The sequence below is a fragment of the Pseudomonas sp. LSJ-87 genome, assembly GCF_032971465.1.
In the GTDB taxonomy this organism is placed as follows: domain Bacteria; phylum Pseudomonadota; class Gammaproteobacteria; order Pseudomonadales; family Pseudomonadaceae; genus Aquipseudomonas; species Aquipseudomonas putida_Z.
On the sequence record NZ_JAWJYQ010000017.1, the window covers coordinates 1 to 22,173 of the forward strand.

Annotated in this window: 18 protein-coding genes and 2 tRNA genes; 4 read left to right on the top strand and 16 right to left on the bottom strand. The window is 61.9% G+C overall.

Annotation, left to right across the window (positions count from 1 at the left end; genetic code table 11):
- The first annotated feature begins 181 nt into the window (after positions 1–181).
- From acs to RYH74_RS11245, 3 genes are all read left to right on the top strand, one after another.
- Positions 182–2,116: an acetate--CoA ligase gene (acs, locus tag RYH74_RS11235; protein WP_317409409.1), complete on the top strand. Its 1,935-nt coding sequence runs from the start codon at positions 182–184 to the stop codon at positions 2,114–2,116.
- Positions 2,117–2,158: 42 nt separating this feature from the next.
- A complete protein-coding gene (locus tag RYH74_RS11240) occupies positions 2,159–3,028 on the top strand; it encodes an oxygenase MpaB family protein (protein WP_025340694.1) in 870 nt (289 codons plus the stop codon).
- 78 nt (positions 3,029–3,106) lie between these two features.
- Entirely contained in the window at positions 3,107–6,043 is a 2,937-nt protein-coding gene (locus tag RYH74_RS11245) for a DUF748 domain-containing protein (RefSeq protein ID WP_075046421.1), read from the top strand.
- Between the two features lie 119 nt (positions 6,044–6,162).
- Here the strand turns inward: RYH74_RS11245 and RYH74_RS11250 are convergent, their stop codons facing one another.
- Positions 6,163–6,576 (bottom strand): VOC family protein, encoded by a 414-nt coding sequence (locus RYH74_RS11250; protein WP_010955354.1) that lies wholly within the window; start codon positions 6,574–6,576, stop codon positions 6,163–6,165.
- A 60-nt stretch (positions 6,577–6,636) separates the two neighbouring features.
- Here RYH74_RS11250 and RYH74_RS11255 point away from each other — a divergent pair, with 60 nt between their 5' ends.
- Positions 6,637–6,939 (top strand): putative quinol monooxygenase, encoded by a 303-nt coding sequence (locus RYH74_RS11255; protein WP_075046422.1) that lies wholly within the window; start codon positions 6,637–6,639, stop codon positions 6,937–6,939.
- 78 nt (positions 6,940–7,017) lie between these two features.
- Here the strand turns inward: RYH74_RS11255 and RYH74_RS11260 are convergent, their stop codons facing one another.
- The 15 genes from RYH74_RS11260 to ftsH all read right to left on the bottom strand — a co-directional run bounded on the left by RYH74_RS11260 (position 7,018) and on the right by ftsH (position 22,168).
- Positions 7,018–7,368: a BON domain-containing protein gene (locus RYH74_RS11260; RefSeq protein ID WP_025340697.1), complete on the bottom strand. Its 351-nt coding sequence runs from the start codon at positions 7,366–7,368 to the stop codon at positions 7,018–7,020.
- Positions 7,369–7,631: 263 nt separating this feature from the next.
- Positions 7,632–9,737 (bottom strand): polyribonucleotide nucleotidyltransferase, encoded by a 2,106-nt coding sequence (gene pnp / locus RYH74_RS11265; protein ID WP_075046423.1) that lies wholly within the window; start codon positions 9,735–9,737, stop codon positions 7,632–7,634.
- 250 nt (positions 9,738–9,987) lie between these two features.
- Positions 9,988–10,257 carry a 30S ribosomal protein S15 gene (rpsO, locus tag RYH74_RS11270; RefSeq protein ID WP_003249971.1) on the bottom strand — a complete coding sequence of 90 codons (270 nt, stop codon included), beginning with the start codon at positions 10,255–10,257 and terminating at the stop codon, positions 9,988–9,990.
- Between the two features lie 147 nt (positions 10,258–10,404).
- Positions 10,405–11,322, bottom strand: coding sequence for a tRNA pseudouridine(55) synthase TruB (gene truB, locus RYH74_RS11275; RefSeq protein WP_013974284.1), 918 nt, complete (start codon positions 11,320–11,322; stop codon positions 10,405–10,407).
- Between the two features lie 3 nt (positions 11,323–11,325).
- Positions 11,326–11,724: a 30S ribosome-binding factor RbfA gene (rbfA, locus tag RYH74_RS11280; protein WP_025340699.1), complete on the bottom strand. Its 399-nt coding sequence runs from the start codon at positions 11,722–11,724 to the stop codon at positions 11,326–11,328.
- Between the two features lie 116 nt (positions 11,725–11,840).
- Positions 11,841–14,381 (bottom strand): translation initiation factor IF-2, encoded by a 2,541-nt coding sequence (infB, locus tag RYH74_RS11285; protein ID WP_025340700.1) that lies wholly within the window; start codon positions 14,379–14,381, stop codon positions 11,841–11,843.
- Positions 14,382–14,408: 27 nt separating this feature from the next.
- Positions 14,409–15,890, bottom strand: a complete 1,482-nt coding sequence (nusA, locus tag RYH74_RS11290; RefSeq protein ID WP_317409411.1) for a transcription termination factor NusA — start codon at positions 15,888–15,890, stop codon at positions 14,409–14,411.
- Positions 15,891–15,949: 59 nt separating this feature from the next.
- Positions 15,950–16,408, bottom strand: coding sequence for a ribosome maturation factor RimP (rimP, locus tag RYH74_RS11295; RefSeq protein ID WP_003249960.1), 459 nt, complete (start codon positions 16,406–16,408; stop codon positions 15,950–15,952).
- Positions 16,409–16,538: 130 nt separating this feature from the next.
- Positions 16,539–16,615, bottom strand: a tRNA-Met gene (locus tag RYH74_RS11300).
- A gap of 100 nt (positions 16,616–16,715) precedes the next feature.
- A tRNA-Leu gene (locus RYH74_RS11305) sits at positions 16,716–16,801 on the bottom strand.
- A gap of 21 nt (positions 16,802–16,822) precedes the next feature.
- Positions 16,823–17,221 (bottom strand): preprotein translocase subunit SecG, encoded by a 399-nt coding sequence (gene secG, locus RYH74_RS11310; RefSeq protein WP_015271857.1) that lies wholly within the window; start codon positions 17,219–17,221, stop codon positions 16,823–16,825.
- A gap of 4 nt (positions 17,222–17,225) precedes the next feature.
- Complete coding sequence (gene tpiA / locus RYH74_RS11315) at positions 17,226–17,981, bottom strand: triose-phosphate isomerase (RefSeq protein WP_025340701.1); 756 nt, start codon at positions 17,979–17,981, stop codon at positions 17,226–17,228.
- Between the two features lie 65 nt (positions 17,982–18,046).
- Entirely contained in the window at positions 18,047–19,387 is a 1,341-nt protein-coding gene (gene glmM, locus RYH74_RS11320) for a phosphoglucosamine mutase (protein ID WP_075046425.1), read from the bottom strand.
- 16 nt (positions 19,388–19,403) lie between these two features.
- Complete coding sequence (folP, locus tag RYH74_RS11325; RefSeq protein WP_075046426.1) at positions 19,404–20,255, bottom strand: dihydropteroate synthase; 852 nt, start codon at positions 20,253–20,255, stop codon at positions 19,404–19,406.
- Positions 20,256–20,263: 8 nt separating this feature from the next.
- A complete protein-coding gene (ftsH, locus tag RYH74_RS11330; RefSeq protein WP_025340704.1) occupies positions 20,264–22,168 on the bottom strand; it encodes an ATP-dependent zinc metalloprotease FtsH in 1,905 nt (634 codons plus the stop codon).
- Positions 22,169–22,173 lie beyond the last annotated feature (5 nt).

The following is a 22,173-nucleotide window of genomic DNA, read 5'->3' on the forward strand; positions in this document are numbered from 1 at the left end:
TGGTGTCCAACTTCTTGGGGGCAGTCCAGGTACCGCACAGGCCTCAAGAACTGTTCAGTACCTGTGGGAGCGGGCGAGCCCGCGAAGAGGCCGGCACAGGTTGAACACCTCTCCCAGCTACACTGTCCTATCGAATAGCCGTTGCAGTCCATCGCCCCTTACAAGAGCAGGACCACCCGCCATGTTCGATATCCGCAACTACCCCCAGGCCCTGGCCGTCAGCCAGTCCGCCGCCCTCACCCCCGACGAGTATCGCCGCCTCTACCGCCAGTCGGTGGATGACCCCGACACCTTCTGGGCCGAACAGGCCAAGCGCCTGGATTGGATAAAACCCTGGTCGAGCGTGCAGCAATGCGACCTGAAGACCGGCAGCGCCCGCTGGTTCGACGGCGCCCAGCTCAACGTCAGCTACAACTGCATCGACCGCCACCTGGCCCGACGCGGCGAACAGACCGCCCTGCTGTGGGAAGGCGACGATCCCAAGGATTCCAAGGCCATTACCTACCGCGAACTGCACCGCCAGGTCTGCCGCCTGGCCAATGCGCTGAAAGCACGCGGGGTGAAGAAAGGCGACCGGGTGTGCATCTACATGCCGATGATCCCCGAGGCCGCCTTCGCCATGCTTGCCTGCACCCGCATCGGTGCCATCCACTCGGTGGTGTTCGGCGGCTTCTCGCCCGATGCCCTGCGCGACCGTATCCTCGATGCCGACTGCCGTACGGTGATCACCGCCGATGAAGGCGTGCGCGGCGGCAAACGCATCCCGCTGAAACAGAACGTCGACAAGGCCCTGGCCAGCTGCCCCGCGGTCAGCAGCGTATTCGTGGTGCGCCGCACCGGCGGCGATTTCGCCTGGGCCGAAGGCCGTGACCTCTGGTACCACGAGGCAACGGAAAAGGCCGGCGACGACTGCGCTCCCGAGCCGATGGGCGCCGAAGATCCGCTGTTCATCCTCTACACTTCCGGTAGCACCGGCAAACCCAAGGGCGTGCTGCACACTACCGGCGGCTACCTGCTGCAGGCCACCCTCACCTTCAAGGTGGTGTTCGACTACCGTGACGGCGAGGTGTTCTGGTGCACCGCCGATGTCGGCTGGGTCACCGGCCACAGCTACATCGTCTATGGTCCACTGGCCAATGGCGCGATCTCGCTGATGTTCGAAGGCGTGCCCAACTACCCGGACACCTCGCGCTTCTGGCAAGTGGTGGACAAGCACCAGGTGAACATCTTCTACACCGCCCCGACTGCCCTGCGCGCGCTGATGCGCGAAGGCTCCGCGCCGCTGCAAAACACTTCACGCCAGAGCCTGCGCCTGCTGGGCAGCGTCGGCGAGCCGATCAACCCCGAAGCCTGGGAGTGGTATTTCGAGGAAGTCGGGCAAAAGCGCTGCCCCATCGTCGATACCTGGTGGCAGACCGAAACCGGCGGCATCATGCTCACCCCGTTGCCCGGCTCGCAGTCGCTCAAGCCCGGCTGTGCCACCCAGCCCATGTTCGGCGTACAACCAGTGCTGCTGGACGAAAAGGGCAAGCTGATCGAAGGCCCCGGTGCCGGCCTGCTGGTGATCAAGGCCAGCTGGCCCGGGCAGATCCGTAGCGTCTATGGCGACCATCAGCGCATGGTCGACACCTACTTCAAGCCGATGCCCGGCTATTACTTCACCGGCGACGGTGCCCGCCGCGATGCCGATGGTGATTACTGGATCACCGGGCGTATCGATGATGTGATCAACGTTTCCGGCCACCGTATCGGTACCGCCGAAGTGGAAAGCGCGCTGGTGCTGCATGACAGCGTCGCCGAAGCGGCGGTGGTCGGTTACCCCCACGACCTCAAGGGCCAGGGCGTTTATGCCTTCGTCACGCCCATGAATGGCGTAACGCCGGACGACGCGCTCAAGGCCGAGTTGCTGGCCCTGGTCAGCAAGGAAATCGGCAGTTTCGCCAAGCCCGAGCTGATCCAGTGGGCGCCGGCGCTGCCCAAGACACGCTCAGGCAAGATCATGCGGCGTATACTGCGCAAGATCGCCTGCAACGAACTCGACAACCTGGGCGATACCTCGACCCTGGCCGACCCAAGTGTGGTGCAGGGCCTGATCGACAAACGCCTCAACCAGTAACCGGCGGCCGCTGTTCATGGCCGCCCTGAACCACAGGTCGCCATGGAAGCCCTTCGCCGCCGCATCGAAACCCAGGTCATGAGCCTTACCGGGCTGGCCCTCGGCCAGCTCGACCTGGAATCGCCCAAGGGCGACCCCGGCCTGTTCGGCCCGCACAGTATCAGCTGGCGGGTACATGGCGACTTCCCGAGCATGCTGGTCGGTGGCATCAGCGCCCTCATGCTGCAATTGCTGCACCCGCTGGCCCTGGCCGGGGTGTGGGACCATTCCAACTTCCGTGAAGACCTGCTCGGCCGCCTGCGCCGCACCAGCCAATTCATCTCCGGCACCACCTTCGGCGCCACCCGCGATGCCGAGTGGCTGATCGACAAGGTGCGCACCATCCACCTGCAGGTGACCGGCACCGCGCCGGATGGCCGCCCATATGCAGCCAGCGACCCGGACCTGCTGACCTGGGTGCATGTGGCGGAAGTCAGCAGCTTCCTCGCCGCCCACCTGCGTTACCGCAACCCGCACCTTGCGCGCGCCGAGCAGGATGCCTACTACGCAGAGATCGCGCTGATTGCCGAGCGCCTTGGCGCCCGCGACGTGCCGCGCTCGTGCCAGCAAGTCGAGGACTACCTGCAGCGCATGCGGCCGCAGTTGCACTGCGACGCCCGTAGCCATGAGGTGGTCAGCATCCTGCTCGATGCCCCCGCCCCCAGCCGCCTGGCACAGCCGGTGGGCAAGCTGATGCTGCACGCCGGCATCGACCTGCTGCCGGCCTGGGCCCAGGCCATGCTCGACCTGCAGCACGGCCCGTTGCAGCGGCGCATGATCCGCCTGGGCCTGCAACGCACCGCGCCGATATTGCGCTGGGCGATGCGCGACGGCTCGGCGCATCGGGCCAAACGGCGCATGGGTATCGAATGAGGTCAGATGGTCGCCTCAGCGGAACTGATTTAACGTGCCATACTCCAAGCTCTCCTGCTTAGACAGACGAAGCGACACATGTACAAAGGATTGACTCGCGCCGCTGGCGCACTGCTGGCCCTCGTAGCCCTGTACAGCCTTCTCGGCTTTCTCGTTCTCCCCGGTGTCGCGCTGCGCATCGCCAACCAGCAGTTGGCCCAGTACGCGACCGTGCCTGCCCACCTCGAACGGATCGAGCTCAACCCCTTCAGCCTCGAGCTGACGCTGTGGGGCCTGCAGATCGGCGAGCCGGGCAAGGAGCAGGTCGGCTTCGAGCGCCTGTACGCCAACCTCTCGCTCGACAGCCTGTGGAGCGGTGCCCTGCACCTGGACGCAGTGGAACTGGTCAAGCCACGCAACGAAGTGCTGTTCGCCAAGGACGGTACCCTCAACCTGACCCGCCTGTTCAAGCTGCCAGCCAGCGAAGCCAAGCCTGACGAGCCGCCCAGCGACCCGTTCCCGCTACGCATCGGCAGCATCAAGCTCAGCGACGGCTACCTGCACTTCGAGGACCTGCGCCCGAGCGAGGCGATCGAGTTCCTCTACGACAACATGAATCTGGAGCTGAAAAACCTCAGCACCCTGCCCAACGACAATGCCGACATGACCCTGGTGGCCATCGGCCCCAACGGCGGGCGTATCGACTGGAAAGGTACCCTGAGCCTGGCGCCGATCGCCTCTGAAGGCACACTGAAGATCACCGAAGGCAAGATGAAGGCATTCTGGCCCTATGTGCGCGATGCCGTGCCACTGGTGCTGGAAGAGGGCGTGGTCAGCCTCGACACCCACTACAAGCTCAACCTTGCCAAACAGACCGAACTGTTGCTGGACAACGCGTCGGTGCGCATCGCCCCGTTTGCCATCAAGGCCCCGGATGGCCGCCCGCTGGCACGCCTGGCCAGCCTGGAAGTAAGCGAAACCTCGGTCGACCTGGTCAAGCAGCTGGTCACCGTGGGCAAGATCCGCAGCGAAAAACTGGAAACCTGGGCTGCGCTGGAAAAGGACGGCCAGCTTGACTGGCAGAAGCTGTTCGCCAGCCAGCCGGCCAAGGCTACGCCGAAGGAAAAGGCCGAGCCGGCAGCCGCCGAACCCACGCCCGAACAGCAAGCCGCCAAGGAGCCGAGCAAACCCTGGCAGGTGCTGCTCAAGGATGTGCAACTGCGTAACTACCTGGTGCACCTGGCAGACCGTACCCAGAAGGAGCCGGTGGCCCTCGACGTCGGCCCGCTCAACGCCGACCTGCAAGGTTTCGACAGCCTCAACAAGTCGCCCTTCACCCTCAAGCTCGATACCGGCGTGGGCAAGCAAGGCAAACTGCAGGCGGCCGGCCAGGTCAACCTGGCGCCCATCTGGGCCAAGCTGGACGTGAGCACCCGCGACATCGACCTGCGAGTGGCCCAGGCCTATATCAGCCCGTTCATCCTGCTGGAGCTACGCAGCGGCATGCTCGCCAGCGACCTCAAGGTCGACCTGAAGAACACCGCACCGCTGGCCTTCAGCGTTACCGGCAAGGCACAGGTCAGCCAGCTGCACACCCTCGACACCATCAAAAGCCGTGACTTCGTCAAATGGCAGCAGGTGAACGTCGACGGCCTGTCCTACGTGCACGGCGATGCGCTATCGATCGACAAGGTGACTCTGCTGCAACCCTATGCGCGCTTCATCATCAACGAGGACCGCACCACCAACATCAACGACCTGCTGATCCCGCAGCCGGCCGGCGCCCCGGCGACCAGCCAGGCCAAGCCGGCCGCTGCCAGCAACGACAAGCCGCTGGGCATCCACATCGGCCAGATCGACATCAACGACGGCTCGGCCAACTTCGCCGACCTGTCCCTCACCCCCAACTTCGCCACGGCCATCCAGCAGCTCAACGGCCGGATCGGCACCATCGACAACCGCAAGCCGGTGCCGGCCAAGGTCGACGTCAAGGGCAAGGTCGACCGCTACGCGCCGGTCACCATCAAAGGCGCCCTCAACCCGTTCAACCCGCTGGCCAGCCTGGACATCGCCACCAGCTTCAAGCGGGTCGAGCTGACCACACTCACCCCCTACTCCGGCAAGTTCGCCGGCTTCCGCATCCGCAAGGGCCGGCTCAACCTCGACCTGCACTACCTGATCACCAATGGCCAGCTGAAGGCCGAGAACAAGGTGGTGGTGGAGCAGCTGCAGTTGGGCGAGAAGGTCGACAGCCCGGACGCCGTGGACCTACCGATCCGCCTGGCGGTGGCGCTGCTGAAGGATACTGAAGGCAAGATCTCGATCGAGCTGCCGGTGTCCGGCGACCTCAACAACCCGCAGTTCAGCGTGATGCCGATCGTCTGGCAAACCCTGCGCAACCTGGTGTTGCGTGCGGCGCAGGCACCGTTCAAGTTCATTGGCGGGCTGATTGCCGGCGGTGGCTCGGAAGACCTGGGCAACGTGGCCTTCGCCCCGGGCTCCAGCGAGCTCGGTAGCGACGCCCAGGCATCGCTGGACAAGCTGGCGTCGGCCCTGAAGGAACGCCCGGAACTGCGCCTGGAAATCGAAGGCACCAGCGCCCAGGCCAGCGATGGCCCGCTGATCGCCCAGCAGCGCCTGGAGCGCGAGTACCAGGCCACCTGGTACAAGATCCTGCAGCGTCGCGGTGACAAGGTGCCGGCCAATGCCTCGATGCTGGTGGTCGACGACAGTGACAAACCGGCGATGCTCGAAGGTATCTACCGTAACCGCCTGAAGCAGCAGCCGCCTGCCGAATGGGAGCAACTGGGCCGCGAAGAGCGCACCGCCAAGCTGCGCGAGGCGGTGATCAAGTCCTGGGCCGAGAGTACTGCGCTACTGCGCACGCTGGGCCAGGAGCGGGCCAGCAGCATCAAGGATTACCTGGTGGACAAGGGCCAGCTGGAAGATGACCGGGTGTACTTCATCGATACCAACCTGGGCCAGGCCGAGAGCGATGGGCGGGTGGTGACACCGATGCATCTGGATGCCGAGTAACTTCTACTAGCAGGTCTGGCCTCTTCGCGGGCTTGCCCGCTCCCACAGGTACTGCACAGTTCAAGGCCTGTGCAGTACCTGTGGGAGCGGGCAAGCCCGCGAAGAGGCCGGTACAGGCTTCACACCAAACGCTGCCCCGACACCGCCGGATGGTACAACGGCTGCACCTTGTTCCCTGCCGGGTCCAACAGGTGGAAGCTGCGCGCCCCGTCACCATGGTTGAACGGCCGGTCCAGCAAGGTCACGCCGTGCGCCTTGAAGTACTGGTACCAGGCTTCCAGCTCCTCCACGCTATCGACGATGAACCCATAGTGGTCCAGGGTCTGCAACCCATTGGCCGCCCCTGCCCCGCGCCCCAGCGACAGGTTGTCGTTACCACAAGTGAGGTACACCAGGTCTTCGTTGGCGCGGTTCAGCACTTCCATGCCCAGCACATCGACGTAGAAGCGTTCACACTCCTCCAGGTTGGGTACCAACAAGGCAATATGACGCAGGCCGTTCAGGCGGCCAGGGCGTGCAGGCAATTCGGACATTGGCGAGGCTCCATTTTTGTATACAATTCACAGTAGAATTTAAAACAAAAGGAGAGCCTTGTGTATAGCCTGTTCATCAAGACCCGAGTAAAACCCGGTTGCGCCGAGGATTTTCTGACTGCGATCAAGGTCAATGCCGCAGCTTCTGTCGCCACCGAACCTGGCTGCCTGGTGTTCGATGTGTCGCAGGACCGGGTCGACCCGGAGGTGATCTACCTGTACGAGATCTACCGCGATGATGCGGCGTATGACGCGCATACCCAGACTGCGCACTTTCGCGATAGCCGGCCGTTGGTCGAGCCGCTGATCGTCGAGCAGGAGTGCTTCGAGAGTGATGTGATTGCGCGTAATCCGGCGTACTAGCTACCAATGAAAAACCCCGGCAAATAGCCGGGGCTCGGAGCGAAGGTGGCCAAATCCTTTTGGCCGACGGGACATTCCTTATTCGGCTTTCAGGCCGTCCGACATCACACTTTTGACGCCTTTGATGTTCTTGGTAATACGAACAGCTTCTTCTTTCTGGGACTGAGTCACCGCCACGTCAGACGACAGCGAGACGACACCTTGGCTGGTCTCGACTTTGATGTCGCTGCCTGGAATACCTTTTTCAGTCAGCAGGTCCGCTTTCACTTTGGTGGTGATCCAGGTGTCAGAACCTTCCTGCTTGGCGTTGTCCACGGTATTGGCGGCCAACATGACTGGAGCCTGGGTTGGCTCTGCAGCGAATGCGCCGTTAGCCATGGTCAGGGTCAGGGCGGTAGCAGTAGCGGCAGCAATGGCGAACTTCTTCATGTGAGTCACTCCTGTTTTTCGAAAGGTCTGCGCCGTATGTCCTGGCGTCAGGTATGAAGGTAGTTGCACGCGCTGTGCCAGATTTTCCGCTTCGCTTGTTTCCTTTAAAATCAATAAGTTAGCGAAAAACCAGCATTCCCGTCGTCGTGCATTTTGCAATCTGCACGGTAAACCTGCATGCAAGATGCAAGTCCGCAAAAGGTTCCCTTTCGCCCATGAAAAAAGGGCCCCGAAGGGCCCTTTTCCTGTTGCGTGGCAGTCGCTTAGACGCCCGAGGCCTTGGCCGCGGCAACGTCCTTGATCGACAGCTTGATACGGCCGCGGTTGTCCACGTCCAGTACCAGTACTTCGACTTCCTGGCCTTCTTTCAGGATGTCGGTGACTTTCTCGACGCGAGCATCGCTCAGCATGGAGATGTGCACCAGGCCGTCCTTGCCAGGCAGGATGTTGACGAAGGCACCGAAGTCGACGATGCGCTCGACCTTGCCGACGTAGATCTTGCCGATCTCGGCCTCGGCGGTGATGCCCAGGATGCGCTGCTTGGCAGCCTCTGCCGCTTCCTTGGTTTCGCCGAAGATCTTGATCGAGCCATCGTCTTCGATGTCGATCGAAGCCTTGGTCTCTTCGCAGATGGCGCGAATGGTGGCGCCGCCTTTACCGATGACGTCGCGGATCTTGTCGGTGTCGATCTTCATCGCGATCATGGTCGGGGCGTTGGCCGACAGCTCGCTACGCGACTGGGCGATGATCTGGTTCATCTGGCCGAGGATGTTCAGGCGCGCTTCCAGGGCCTGGCCCAGGGCGATTTCCATGATCTCTTCGGTGATGCCGTTGATCTTGATGTCCATCTGCAGCGCAGTAACACCCTTGGCGGTACCGGCTACCTTGAAGTCCATGTCGCCCAGGTGGTCTTCGTCACCCAGGATGTCGGTCAGGACGGCGAACTTGTCACCTTCCTTGACCAGGCCCATGGCGATACCGGCAACCGGTGCCTTCATCGGTACACCGGCGTCCATCAGGGCCAGGGAAGCACCACAGACCGAAGCCATGGAGCTGGAACCGTTGGATTCGGTGATTTCCGATACCACGCGGATGGTGTACGGGAAGTCGCTGTCGCTCGGCAGCATGGCCTGCACGCCACGACGGGCCAGGCGGCCGTGGCCGATTTCACGACGGCCGGCGCCGCCCATGCGGCCGCACTCACCCACCGAGAATGGCGGGAAGTTGTAGTGCAGCATGAACGGGTCTTTCTTCTCGCCTTCCAGGGTGTCCAGCAGCTGGGCGTCACGGGCAGTACCCAGGGTCGCGACGACCAGGGCCTGGGTTTCGCCACGGGTGAACAGCGCCGAACCGTGGGTCTTCGGCAATACGCCGACTTCGATGTTCAGCGGGCGCACGGTGCGGGTGTCACGGCCGTCGATACGCGGTTTGCCGTTGACGATGTTCTCGCGGACGGTGCGGTATTCCAGCTCGCCGAAGATGTCCTTGATGGCGCTGGCGGACGGGCCGGTCTCTTCGTTGCTCAGACGGGCAACAGCCTCGTCGCGCAGCTGGCCCAGGCGGTTGTAACGGTCAGCCTTCTGAGTGATGGTGTAGGCCTGCGAAACGGCTTCGCCGAACTCGCCACGCACCAGGTTCATCAGCTCGACGTTGGCTGGGGCTGGCTGCCAGTCCCAGGTCGGCTTGCCGGCTTCGGCGGCCAGTTCCTTGACGGCCTGGATCACGGCCTGGAATTCGTCGTGGGCGAACAGTACGGCGCCCAGCATCTGGTCTTCGGTCAGCTCTTTGGCTTCCGATTCAACCATCAGTACAGCGTCGGAGGTACCGGCAACGACCATGTCCAGGCTCGAGGCAGCCAGTTGCTCGTAGGTCGGGTTCAGCAGGTAGCCGGTGCTTTCGTGGAAGGCAACGCGAGCGGCGCCGATCGGGCCTTCGAACGGAATGCCGGAAATGGCCAGGGCAGCCGAGGTACCGATCATCGCAGCGATGTCCGGGTCGGTCTTCTTGCTGGTGGAAACCACGGTGCAGACGACCTGCACTTCGTTCATGAAGCCTTCCGGGAACAGCGGACGGATCGGACGGTCGATCAGGCGCGAGGTCAGGGTCTCTTTCTCGGAAGGACGGCCTTCACGCTTGAAGAAGCCACCCGGGATCTTGCCGGCGGCGTAGGTCTTTTCCTGGTAGTGGACCGACAACGGGAAGAAACCCTTGCCTGGATCGGCCTGTTTGGCGCCTACCACAGTCACCAGCACGGTGACGTCGTTGTCGACGGTCACCAGCACGGCGCCGGTTGCCTGACGGGCAATACGGCCCGTTTCGAGAGTAACGGTCGATTGACCGAACTGGAAAGTCTTGATTACCGGGTTCACGGTTTCCTACCTTTTTCAGTGGCTCTTGGGGGAACTGGTTTCTTGCGAATTCTTGGGCAGAACGGGGAATCGGCCCCATTGACCGTCCAGATACAACACGAGGCTGGGAGCCTGGCACCAAGCGGAAAATCCGCTCAGCATTGCCAGGCTGCCAACCTCGGAGATACGCGTGGCGTGTCCAACGGCAGCACTGCAAAACAGCCCTGCCGAAGCCTGCGACACGCCATGCACACCACTGGCCAGGCCGCTATTAGCGACGCAGACCCAGGCGACCGATCAGGGCGCTGTAACGAGTGGTGTCTTTGCCCTTCAGGTAGTCCAGCAGCTTACGACGCTGGTTGACCATACGAATCAGACCACGACGGGAGTGGTGGTCTTTGTCGTTGGCCTTGAAGTGGCCTTGCAGCTTGTTGATGTTGGCGGTCAGCAGAGCAACCTGCACTTCCGGGCTACCGGTATCGCCGGCGGCTTGCTGGTATTCGGCAACGATCTGAGCTTTTTCTTCAACGCTGAGGGCCATTTGGCTTCTCCTGATAACGGATCCCGCATGCGGGGTCCAATAGGCCAGGGACAAATCCCTGTATTAATAAAAAAGGTGTGACCGTGCCTACTGACAGCCACCCTTGGTGCCGTGGGGCCTGGCAACTGCCTGGCCCCGCGGTTTCGGTCATTCCGACCGAATCAGCCGACGCGGCGCAATGCGCCCGTCTTCGCTCACTTCACCGATACCGATGAAGCGTGCATTGTGATCCTGTACCCGGACCATGCCAAATTGTGGCGCGTCCGGCGCGCGTACCGCCTGCCCATGCAGCCAGTAGAACGCACTGTGTTCGGACAGGCACACCAGCGGCCAGTCCTGCAGGCCGCTGTCCGAGGGCATGAGGAAGCGGTCGAGCGCTTCGTTGCCGCCTTCGGCGTGGGCCTGTTCGAGTTCCTCGAGGGTGACCGTCTGTGCCAGCGCGAAAGGCCCGGCCTGGGTCCTGCGCAGCTCGGCGACATAGGCGCCGCAACCAAGGGCCTCGCCGATATCCTCCACCAGGGTGCGGATATAGGTGCCTTTGCTGCATCCTACGCTCAACCGTGCACGGGTGCCTTCGCACTCGAGCAACTCCAAGCGGCCAATAGTAACAGAACGCGCCTCGCGCTCCACTACCTCTCCTGCACGTGCCAGCTTGTACAGCGGCTGGCCGTCACGCTTGAGCGCCGAGTACATCGGCGGTATCTGGCTGATCTGGCCACGAAAACGCGGCAGCAGGGCCTCGATGTCGGCGCGACCAACGGTCACCTCGCGGGTCTGCAGCACCTCACCTTCGGCATCACCGGTGTTGGTAGTCTGCCCCATCTGCATGACCGTTTCGTAGCCCTTGTCGGAATCGAGCAGGTACTGCGAAAACTTGGTCGCTTCGCCGAAGCACAGCGGCAGCACGCCGGTTGCCAGCGGGTCGAGGCTGCCGGTATGGCCGGCTTTTTCCGCATTGAGCAGCCAGCGCACCTTTTGCAGGGCGGCGTTGGAGGTGAAGCCCAGCGGCTTGTCGAGCAGGATGATGCCGCTGACGTTGCGGCGGATACGTTTGACCTGGGCCACCGCTTACTCCTCGGCGTCCGGCTTGTCGGCATCCTTGTGCAGACGGTCTTCGGCGACCGCGCGCTCGATCAGTGCCGACAGGTGGACACCGCGGCTGACGCTTTCGTCGAAGTGGAAATGCAGTTGCGGCACGCTGCGCAGCTGCATCGAGCGGCCCAGGTGCAGGCGCAGGAAGCTGGCGGCGCTGTTCAGGGCCTTGAGCGACTGCTGCACTGCGTCTGGCGTTTCTTCGCCCATGACGGTGATGAAGACCTTGGCATGGCCTAGGTCGCGGCTGACATCCACAGCGGTGATGGTGACCAGACCGACGCGGGGGTCCTTGACTTCACGGCGGATCAGCTCGGCCAGCTCGCGCTGCATCTGATCACCGATACGTTGGGTACGGCTGTATTCTTTGGCCATTCTTGCTACCTGTAACTTAAAGCGGCAAACGCCCGGTCAGGCTGATGCCTGACCGGGCGCTACCTACTGAGGCACTGCCCACCGCCCTGCGGCGGGGGCTGGCGCCCTGCTCACCCTTAGAGGGTACGAGCAACCTGGACTTTCTCGAAGACTTCGATCTTGTCGCCGACCTTGACGTCGTTGTAGCTCTTCACGCCAATACCGCACTCCATGCCGTTACGCACTTCGGAGGCGTCGTCCTTGAAGCGACGCAGCGACTCCAGTTCGCCTTCGAAGATAACAACGTCTTCGCGCAGTACGCGGATCGGACGGTTGCGGTACACGGTACCCTCGATGACCATACAGCCAGCGATGGCGCCGAACTTCGGCGAACGGAACACGTCACGTACTTCGGCGACACCCAGGATGTTCTCGCGAACATCGCTGCCGAGCATGCCGGTCAGGGCCTTCTTGACGTCTTCGATGATGTCGTAGATCACGTTGTAGTAACGCATATCCAGACCTTCCTGCTCGACGATCTTGCGCGCGCCGGCATCGGCACGCACGTTGAAGCCGAACAGTACTGCATTCGAAGCCAGCGCCAGGTTGGCGTCGCTCTCGGTGATACCACCGACGCCGCCACCGATCACGCGCACCTGAACTTCGTCGTTGCCCAGGCCCGACAGCGAACCCTGCAGTGCTTCCAGGGAACCACGCACGTCGGTCTTGAGGACGATGTTGAGGGTCTTCTTCTCTTCCTGACCCATGGTCTCGAAGATGTTTTCCAGCTTGCCGGCGTGAGCACGGGCCAGCTTGACCTCGCGGTACTTGCCTTGACGGAACAGGGCAACTTCACGGGCCTTCTTCTCGTCGGCAACCACGGACAGCTCGTCACCGGCTTCCGGGGTACCGTCCAGGCCGAGGATTTCGACCGGGATCGACGGGCCGGCTTCCTTCACAGGCTTGCCGTTCTCGTCGAGCATGGCGCGCACGCGGCCATAGTTGGAACCGCACAGGACCATGTCGCCCTGACGCAGGGTACCGTCCTGAACCAGGATGGTCGCCACCGGGCCACGGCCCTTGTCCAGGCGAGATTCGACAACCACGCCACGACCTGGAGCGGTCGGGGTAGCGGTCAGCTCGAGGATCTCGGCCTGCAGCAGGACAGCTTCGAGCAGTTCGTCGACGCCGGTACCCATCTTCGCCGAAACCTTGACGAACGGAGTGTCACCACCCCAGTCCTCGGAGGTCACGCCTTCGACGGCCAGCTCGTTGCGGATGCGATCGATATCGGCACCCGGCTTGTCGATCTTGTTCACCGCAACCACCAGCGGAACGCCAGCTGCCTTGGCATGCTGAACGGCTTCGCGGGTTTGCGGCATCACGCCGTCGTCCGCTGCCACCACCAGGATGACGATGTCGGTAGCCTTGGCACCACGGGCACGCATTGCGGTGAACGCAGCGTGGCCTGGGGTATCGAGGAAGGTGACCATGCCGCGGTCGGTTTCCACGTGGTAGGCACCGATGTGCTGGGTAATACCACCGGCCTCGCCAGCGGCAACCTTGGCACGACGGATGTAGTCGAGCAGCGAGGTCTTGCCGTGGTCAACGTGACCCATGACGGTAACGACCGGCGCACGCGATTCGACTTCACCTTCGAACTTCAGCGATTCGGCCAGGGAGTCTTCCAGGGCGGTATCGCTGACCAGGGTCACTTTGTGGCCCAGTTCTTCGGCGACCAGCTGAGCGGTTTCCTGGTCGAGCACCTGGTTGATGGTGACCGGGGTACCCAGCTTGAACATGAACTTGACCACTTCAGCGGCCTTGACCGACATCTGTTGGGCCAGTTCCGAGACGGTGATGGTCTCGCCGATGGTCACGTCACGGATGACTGGACCGGTCGGGTTCTGGAAGCCGTGCTGGTTGCGCTTCTTCAGCTTGCTCTTGCCACCGCGGCCACGGCGTACGCCATCGCTCTCTTCATCGGTGGTGCGCGGTGCGGCACGAGGAGTCGGAGCCTTTTCCTTCTCCTTGACCTTGACCTTGATCGACACGCGCGGGGCCTCGCCACGACGCTCGCCACCACGACGGTCTTCGTCACGGGTGCGGCCTTCGTTGCGACGGGCTTCGTCCTTCTTGCGCTCGGCGGCACGGGCTGCGGCGTCTTCGGACGCCGGGGCATCGGCAACTACCGGGGCCGGGGCAGCGGCAGGCGCCGCCTCTGGCTTGGCGGCAGGCGCAGGGGCTGCAGCAGCGGTATCGGCGGCCTGACGGCGAGCCTGCTCTTCGTTGCGCTGGCGAACTTCGGCCTCGACCTTCTCGCGAGCGGCATTTTCAGCCGCGCGGCGCTCATCCAGTTCACGCTTCTGCTCAGCCTGGATTTCTTCCGGGCTGCGCTGCACGAATACTTTCTTCTTGCGTACTTCTACGCTGATGCTCTTGCTACCGGCGACACGCAGGGTGCTGGTGGTTTTGCGCTGCAAGGTAATCTTGCGCGGTTCTTCCGCCTTGCTCTTGTGGCTGCTCTTCAAATGAGTCAGCAAGGTCTGCTTCTCATTGTCGGTCACTACCTGACCGGCGTCGGTGTGCGGCAGACCTGCCTCACGCATCTGCTGCAGCAGGCGCTCTACCGGTGCCTCGACCTCTTGGGCCAGTTCTTTCACCGTGACTTGCGTCATGCACTTCTCTCCTCAGGCCGCGCCTAATTACTCGAACCAGTGGGCTCGGGCGGCCATGATCAACTTGCCGGCACGCTCTTCGTCGATGCCGTCGATGTCGAGCAGATCGTCGATCGACTGCTCGGCCAGGTCTTCGCGGTTAACCACGCCGCGCACCGCCAGTTCCGCCGCCAGGTCCTTGTCCATGCCCTCGAGGGAGAGCAGGTCGTCAGCCGGATGGGCGTCTGCCAGTTTTTCTTCGGTAGCGATGGCCTTGGTCAACAAACGGTCCTTGGCTCGAGCGCGGAGCTCGTTGACGATATCTTCGTCAAAGCCATCGATGTTGAGCATTTCTTCCAACGGTACGTAGGCAATTTCTTCGAGGCTGGTGAAGCCTTCGTCGACCAGCACTTGGGCCAGCTCCTCGTCGACTTCCAGTTCATCGATGAAATTGCGCAGGATGTCACCGGTTTCGGCCTGCTGCTTGGCCTGGATGTCCTTCTCGGTCATCACGTTCAGGGTCCAGCCGGTCAGCTGACTGGCCAGGCGAACGTTCTGACCGCCACGACCAATGGCCTGGGCCAGGTTGTCCTCGGCAACGGCGATGTCCATGGCATGGACATCTTCATCAACGATGATCGCCGCGACTTCAGCCGGCGACATGGCGTTGATGACAAACTGCGCCGGGTTATCGTCCCACAGGACGATATCCACACGCTCACCACCCAGCTCCCCGGATACGGCCTGGACGCGCGAACCACGCATGCCGATGCAGGCGCCTTGCGGGTCGATGCGCTTGTCCTTGGAGCGGACGGCGATCTTGGCTCGCGAACCCGGATCACGGGAGGCAGCCATGACTTCGATGAGGCCTTCGGCAATTTCCGGCACTTCGATGCGGAAAAGCTCGATCAGCATCTGTGGCGCGGTGCGCGACAGGATCAGCTGAGGGCCACGGTTCTCGGTGCGAATTTCCTTGAGCAGCGCACGCAGGCGCACGCCAACACGGAAGGTCTCACGCGGAATGATGTCTTCGCGGGCCAGCAGGGCCTCGGCGTTGTTGCCCAGGTCAACGATGACGTTGTCGCGGGTAACCTTTTTGACGGTGCCGGAGATGATCTCTCCAACGCGCTCGCGGTAGGCATCGACCACCTGGGCACGCTCGGCCTCACGGACCTTCTGCACGATGACCTGCTTGGCGGTCTGGGCGGCAATACGACCGAACTCGATGGACTCGATCTTCTCTTCGATCACGTCACCGACCTTGGCTTCAGGGTGGGTTTCGTGAATCTTGCTCAACCAGGTCTCGATCGCCGGATCATCAAGATCGGCTTCGTCGACCACGGTCCAGCGACGGAAGGTCTCGTAGCTACCGGTGTGGCGGTTGATTTCCACACGCAGGTCGACTTCGTCTTCAAAACGTTTTTTGGTTGCAGTGGCCAGTGCCACTTCCAGCGCTTCGAAAATGACGCCGGGCGGTACACCTTTTTCGTTGGATACCGATTCAACAACCAGCAGTACTTCTTTGCTCATCGTACGCCTCGCCTTGCGCAAGCCATTGGGCCCGGATAGTCCGCCGGGCCCGGCACGTCTCAGTCAAAACTGGGAATAATATTGGCCTTGTCGATCGAGTCGATCGGCAACAGGAACTCTTGATTGTCCACCTGGACCACCACGTCCTGCTCCTCCACACCGCGGAGAAGGCCCTGGAAGTTACGACGACCCTCGAAGGGTGAGCGCAGCTTGATCTTCACTTGTTCGCCGGCATGCGAGGCAAACTGTTCCAGAGTGAACAGTGGGCGATCCATGCCTGGAGAAGACACCTCGAGGGTGTATTCACTGCTGATCGGATCTTCCACATCGAGAATTGCGCTGGCCTGACGGCTGACCGCTTCGCAGTCGTCCACCAGGATGCCGCCTTCCTTGTCGATGTAGATGCGCAGTACCGAATGCTTACCCTGGGAAACGTATTCGATCCCCCAGCATTGATAGCCCAGACCCTCGACAACCGGGGCCAACAAGGCCTGCAACTGTTCTAGCTTGCTCGACACCTGAACCCCCTCGTGCATGCTGTGCAAATAAAAAATGGGCGAAGCGCCCATCCCTGAAAGCGCCGTTGGACAACGACGCCGAAAACTGTTCGGTTAGCAAAAAGCCCCTGAAAAGGGGCTCCGCTGAAGCTGGTTGCGGGGGCTGGATTTGAACCAACGACCTTCGGGTTATGAGCCCGACGAGCTACCAAGCTGCTCCACCCCGCGACAAAGCTGGGGCAAAAGTATAAGACCGAACCCTCCTGAGGGTCAAATCCGAACCTTCACCTGCAAGAAAGCCCGCTAAAGCGGGCTCTCAAGCTTTAATTGGTACCGAGAAGGGGACTCGAACCCCTACACCCTATGGGCACAACCACCTCAAGGTTGCGTGTCTACCAATTCCACCACCTCGGCAATACTACTACTTGAAACCCGTTACTTCTGCTCTTGTGCCGGAGGAGGTACATCACCCGTATTAGGAGTGGTTTCGCTCTTCTGCTGCTGGAGCACCGGTACATCATCATTAACTGCCGGTTTCTGCGGCTCTTTCACTTCTAGCACTGCTGGATCTGGAAGACCTGCTTGGCTAAGCTGGTGAGCTTGTTGCTTCGCGAAGTATCCTAACCCAAGTGCTGTCAAAAAGAAAGTGGCAGCGAGTATAGCAGTTAATTTACTCAGGAACGTTGCAGAGCCCTGGCTCCCGAACACGGTATTTGAAGCACCCGCGCCGAAAGATGCACCTGCTTCCGCACCTTTACCCTGTTGCAACAGAACCAGCACTACAAGCGACAGCGCTGCCAACAGATGAAAAACAACGATGACTGTTTCCAGCATTTGTTCAGTTTCCTGCGGCGCGACAAATTGCACCGAATTCGTCTGCGTTCAGGGAAGCTCCACCAATGAGCCCCCCATCGATATCCGGCATGCCGAACAGTTCGGCCGCATTGGCCGCCTTCACGCTGCCGCCGTAGAGCAACTGCACCTTCGCAGCCACTTCAGCATCTTCTGCCGCCAGCTGGCCGCGGATGGCTGCATGCACATCCTGGGCCTGCTGTGGCGTGGCCGTAAGGCCAGTGCCAATGGCCCATACAGGCTCATAGGCAATTACTGCATTGGCAAAAGCCTTAACACCGAATGCCTCGATGATACTGCTTAGTTGACGCCCGACAACTTCGAGCGTTTTGCCGGCCTCGCGCTCTTCAAGGGTTTCCCCGATGCAAAGCACTGGCTTCAAACCTTTGGCTTGGGCCGCTGCAAACTTGCGATTGAGCACTTCGTCGGTTTCACCAATGATCTGGCGACGCTCCGAATGACCAATCAACACCAACTTGCAGCCTGCTTCAACCAGCTGTTCCGGAGCAACTTCTCCGGTCAGCGCACCCTGTTCGGGTTGTACTGCAGAATTCTGTGCGCCGACAGTAATTTCCTTGCCTGCCAGACCATCGATCACTTGATTGATGAACAAGGCCGGTGGAAACACCGCGACTTCCACTCCGCTCGGCAAGGCCAGATTTCTCAAGCCTTCGGTCAGCTCAGCGACGCTAGCGCGGGTACCGTGCATCTTCCAGTTACCAGCTACCATAGGGCGACGCATGCTTTACCTCGTCGGTCAAAGTGGGCGCAGATAGTACCCAACCCTATCTGCGCTGGCAAGCGCCTTCAGACACAAACTTCGCCAACCAGTTTGGCCAACGCTTCTGCGTGCGCACGCACCTGGCTTTCGTCCTCGCCCTCGACCATCACCCGCACCAACGGCTCGGTACCGGATTTGCGCAGCAGGACGCGGCCGCGACCGGCCAAGGCCTCGGTCACCTTGGCACTGGCTTCCTTGACCGCCGGGTGCTCCAGCGGGTCGACCTTGCTGGCGCCATAGCGCACATTGATCAGCACCTGCGGGCACTTGCGCAGGGCCTGACGAGCCTGGGCCAGGGTTTCGCCACGGCGCTTGAGTGCCATCAGCACCTGCAGCGCAGCGATGATCGCGTCACCAGTGGTGGTGTGATTGCAGCACACGACGTGACCGGAGTTTTCACCACCGACCAGCCACTCACGCTCCAGCAGCTCGGCCATGACGTAACGGTCACCGACCTTGGCCCGCACAAACGGGATATCCAGGTCCTTCAGCGCAAGCTCAAGGCCCAGGTTGCTCATCAGCGTGCCCACTACCCCGCCCTGCAGCTTGCCTCGGTCCTGCAGGTCGCGGGCGATGATGAACAGCAGTTCGTCACCATCGACGATGGCGCCGGTGTGGTCGACCATCAGCACGCGGTCGCCATCACCGTCGAAGGCGATGCCCAGGTCGGCATGACCGACCAGCACGGCAGCCTGCAGCGATTCGATGTGAGTCGAGCCACAGCCTTCGTTGATGTTCAGGCCGTCGGGCTGAGCATGCAGCACGGTCACATCGGCACCCAGCTCGCGGAACACGCTTGGCGCAACCTTGTAGGTGGCGCCATGGGCGCAATCGACCACCAGCTTGAGGCCGTCGAAACTGGTGCTGCTCGGCACGCTGCTCTTGCAGAACTCGATGTAGCGGCCGGCGGCATCGTTGATGCGCGAAACCTTGCCCAGCTTGCCCGAGTCGACAACGGTCATCGGCTGGTCGAGCAATTCCTCGATCATCAGCTCGACTTCATCCGGCAGCTTGGTCCCCTGGCCCGAGAAGAACTTGATGCCGTTGTCATCGTGCGGGTTGTGCGAGGCGCTGATGACGATGCCGGCTTCGGCGTGGAAGGTACGCGTCAGGTAGGCGATGGCCGGCGTAGGCATCGGCCCGAGCAGCATCACGTCGGCACCTGCCGCAGACAGGCCGGCTTCGAGTGCGGACTCGAACATGTAGCCGGAAATACGCGTGTCCTTGCCAACCAGCACCCGGCAGTGGCCTTGCTTGCGGAAGGCCATGCCGGCCGCCCAACCAAGCTTCAGCATGAAGTCAGGCGTGATCGGGTATTCGCCGACACGGCCACGAATGCCGTCGGTACCAAAGTATTTTCTGCTCATAGGGGCTCCAATGTTCTTATTCGGCGTTTTGCACCGCAGCGATCATGCGCACCACATCAACGGTTTCGGCCACGTCATGGACACGAAGGATGCTCGCCCCCTTGGTCATGGCCAACGCCGCCAGCGCGAGGCTGCCGTACAACCGCTCGCCGACCGGACGTTCCAGCGTCAGGCCGATCATGCTCTTGCGTGAAACACCCACCAGCAGCGGGCGCCCAAGGCGATAGAGCGCTTCCATATGCTTGAACAGGCTCAGGTTGTGCGCCAGTGTCTTGGCAAAACCGAAGCCCGGATCAAGGATGATTCTGTTTGCGTCGATGCCCGCCGCAGCGCAGGCGGCCATTCGCTGCTCAAGGTAACGCGTAACGTCGGCGGTCACATCTTCGTAATGTGGGTCGTCCTGCATGTTACCCGGCTCGCCGCGCATGTGCATGAGGCATACCGGCAGGCCGGTATCCGCGGCAGCATCCAGGGCGCCATCGCGCTCCAGGGCTCGCACGTCGTTGATCAGCCCCGCACCGAGGCGCGCCGATTCACGCATGACCGCCGGGGTGGAGGTATCGACCGAGATGACCACATCGAGGCGGCTGTTGATCGCCTCGACCATGGGGGCTACCCGCTCCAGCTCCTCGGTCACCGATACCGCGCGCGCGCCCGGACGCGTGGACTCGCCGCCGATGTCGATCAGCGTGGCGCCTGCGGCAACCATCGCTTCGGCATGACGCAACGCCTCGTCGCGCTGGTTGAAGCGCCCGCCATCGGAGAAGGAATCAGGGGTGATATTGAGAATACCCATGACATGGGTACGCGACAAATCAAGAACCCGGTTGCCGCAAGGCAACCGGGTCGGGTACTGCGCTGAGCTCATAGATGCCCTTAGTGTTGAGCCGCTGGACCGCCGATCGGCGATTCCGGGCGATCACCCTGGGCAGCAGGCTTGCCCGAAGCCGAGTCATCATCCCAGTCGCGCGGTTCGCGGGGGGTACGGCCGGCCATGATATCGTCAATCTGCTCGGCGTCGATGGTCTCGTACTTCATCAGCGCTTCGGCCATGGCATCGAGCTTGTCACGGTTGTCGGTGAGCAACTGCTTGGCCGTGGCGTAGCACTGGTCGATGATGCTGCGCACTTCCGAGTCGATCAGCTTGGCAGTTTCGCCGGAAACGCTGGCGTGCTGGCTGGCAGCACTGCGACCCAGGAACACCTCGCCTTCTTCCTCGGCGTACATCAGCGGGCCGAGTTTTTCGGAAAGGCCCCACTTGGTCACCATGTTTCGGGCGATCTGGCTGGCACGCATGATGTCGTTGGACGCGCCGGTAGTGACACCGTCGAAGCCCAGGGTCATTTCTTCGGCAATACGGCCGCCGTACAGCGAGCAGATCTGGCTGATCAGTGCGCGCTTGGACAGGCTGTAGCGGTCTTCTTCCGGCAGGAACATGGTCACGCCCAGGGCACGACCGCGCGGAATGATCGAAACCTTGTAGACCGGATCGTGCTCAGGCACCAGGCGACCGACAATGGCGTGACCAGCCTCGTGGTAGGCGGTGTTCTGCTTTTCTTTCTCGGACATGACCATGGTCTTGCGCTCGGCGCCCATCATGATCTTGTCCTTGGCCAGCTCGAACTCTTTCATTTCGACCAGGCGCTTGTTGGCGCGCGCGGCAAACAGCGAGGCCTCGTTGACCAGGTTGGCCAGGTCCGCACCGGAGAAGCCAGGGGTACCACGAGCAATGACCGCCGGGTTGACGTTCTCGCCGACCGGCACCTTGCGCATGTGAACCTTGAGGATCTGTTCGCGACCACGAATGTCCGGCAGGCCAACCACCACCTGGCGGTCGAAGCGGCCGGGGCGCAGCAGAGCCGGGTCGAGCACGTCCGGACGGTTGGTAGCGGCGATGACGATGATGCCATCGTTCATCTCGAAGCCGTCCATCTCCACCAGCAACTGGTTGAGGGTTTGCTCACGTTCGTCGTGACCGCCACCCATGCCGGCGCCACGGTGGCGACCAACGGCGTCGATCTCGTCGATGAAGATGATGCACGGGGCGTGCTTCTTGGCCTGCTCGAACATGTCGCGCACACGGCTGGCACCGACACCGACGAACATTTCCACGAAGTCCGAACCGGAAATGGTGAAGAACGGCACCTTCGCCTCGCCGGCGATGGCCTTGGCAAGCAAGGTCTTACCGGTACCGGGCGGGCCGACCATCAGCACGCCACGCGGGATACGGCCGCCCAGGCGCTGGAACTTGCCCGGGTCGCGCAGGAACTCGACCAGCTCGCCGACCTCTTCCTTGGCTTCGTCGCAACCTGCAACGTCGGCCAGAGTGGTCTTGACCTGGTCTTCGGACAGCAGGCGCGCCTTGCTCTTGCCGAAGCTCATCGGCCCGCCCTTGCCGCCCGCGCCGCCCTGCATCTGGCGCATGAAGAACATGAAGACGGCGATGATCACCAGGATCGGGAAGCTCGCCACCAGCAGCTGGGTCCAGATGCTCTGCTGCTCAGGCTGCTTGCCTTCGACGATGACGTGGTTGTCGACCAGGTCGCCGATCAGGCCGTTGTCGGTAATGGCCGGGCGAACGGTCTTGAAATTGTCGCCGTCGGCGCGCTTGCCGGTAATGATGTAGCCGTCGACGGTCACACGCTCGACCTTGCCATCCTTGACCTGCTGGATGAAGTCGGAATAGTTGAGGGTCTGCGGCTCGTTAGGGCTGGAGAAGTTGTTCATCACTGTCACCAGGACAGCTGCGATGATCAACCACAGGATCAGATTCTTTGCCATGTCGT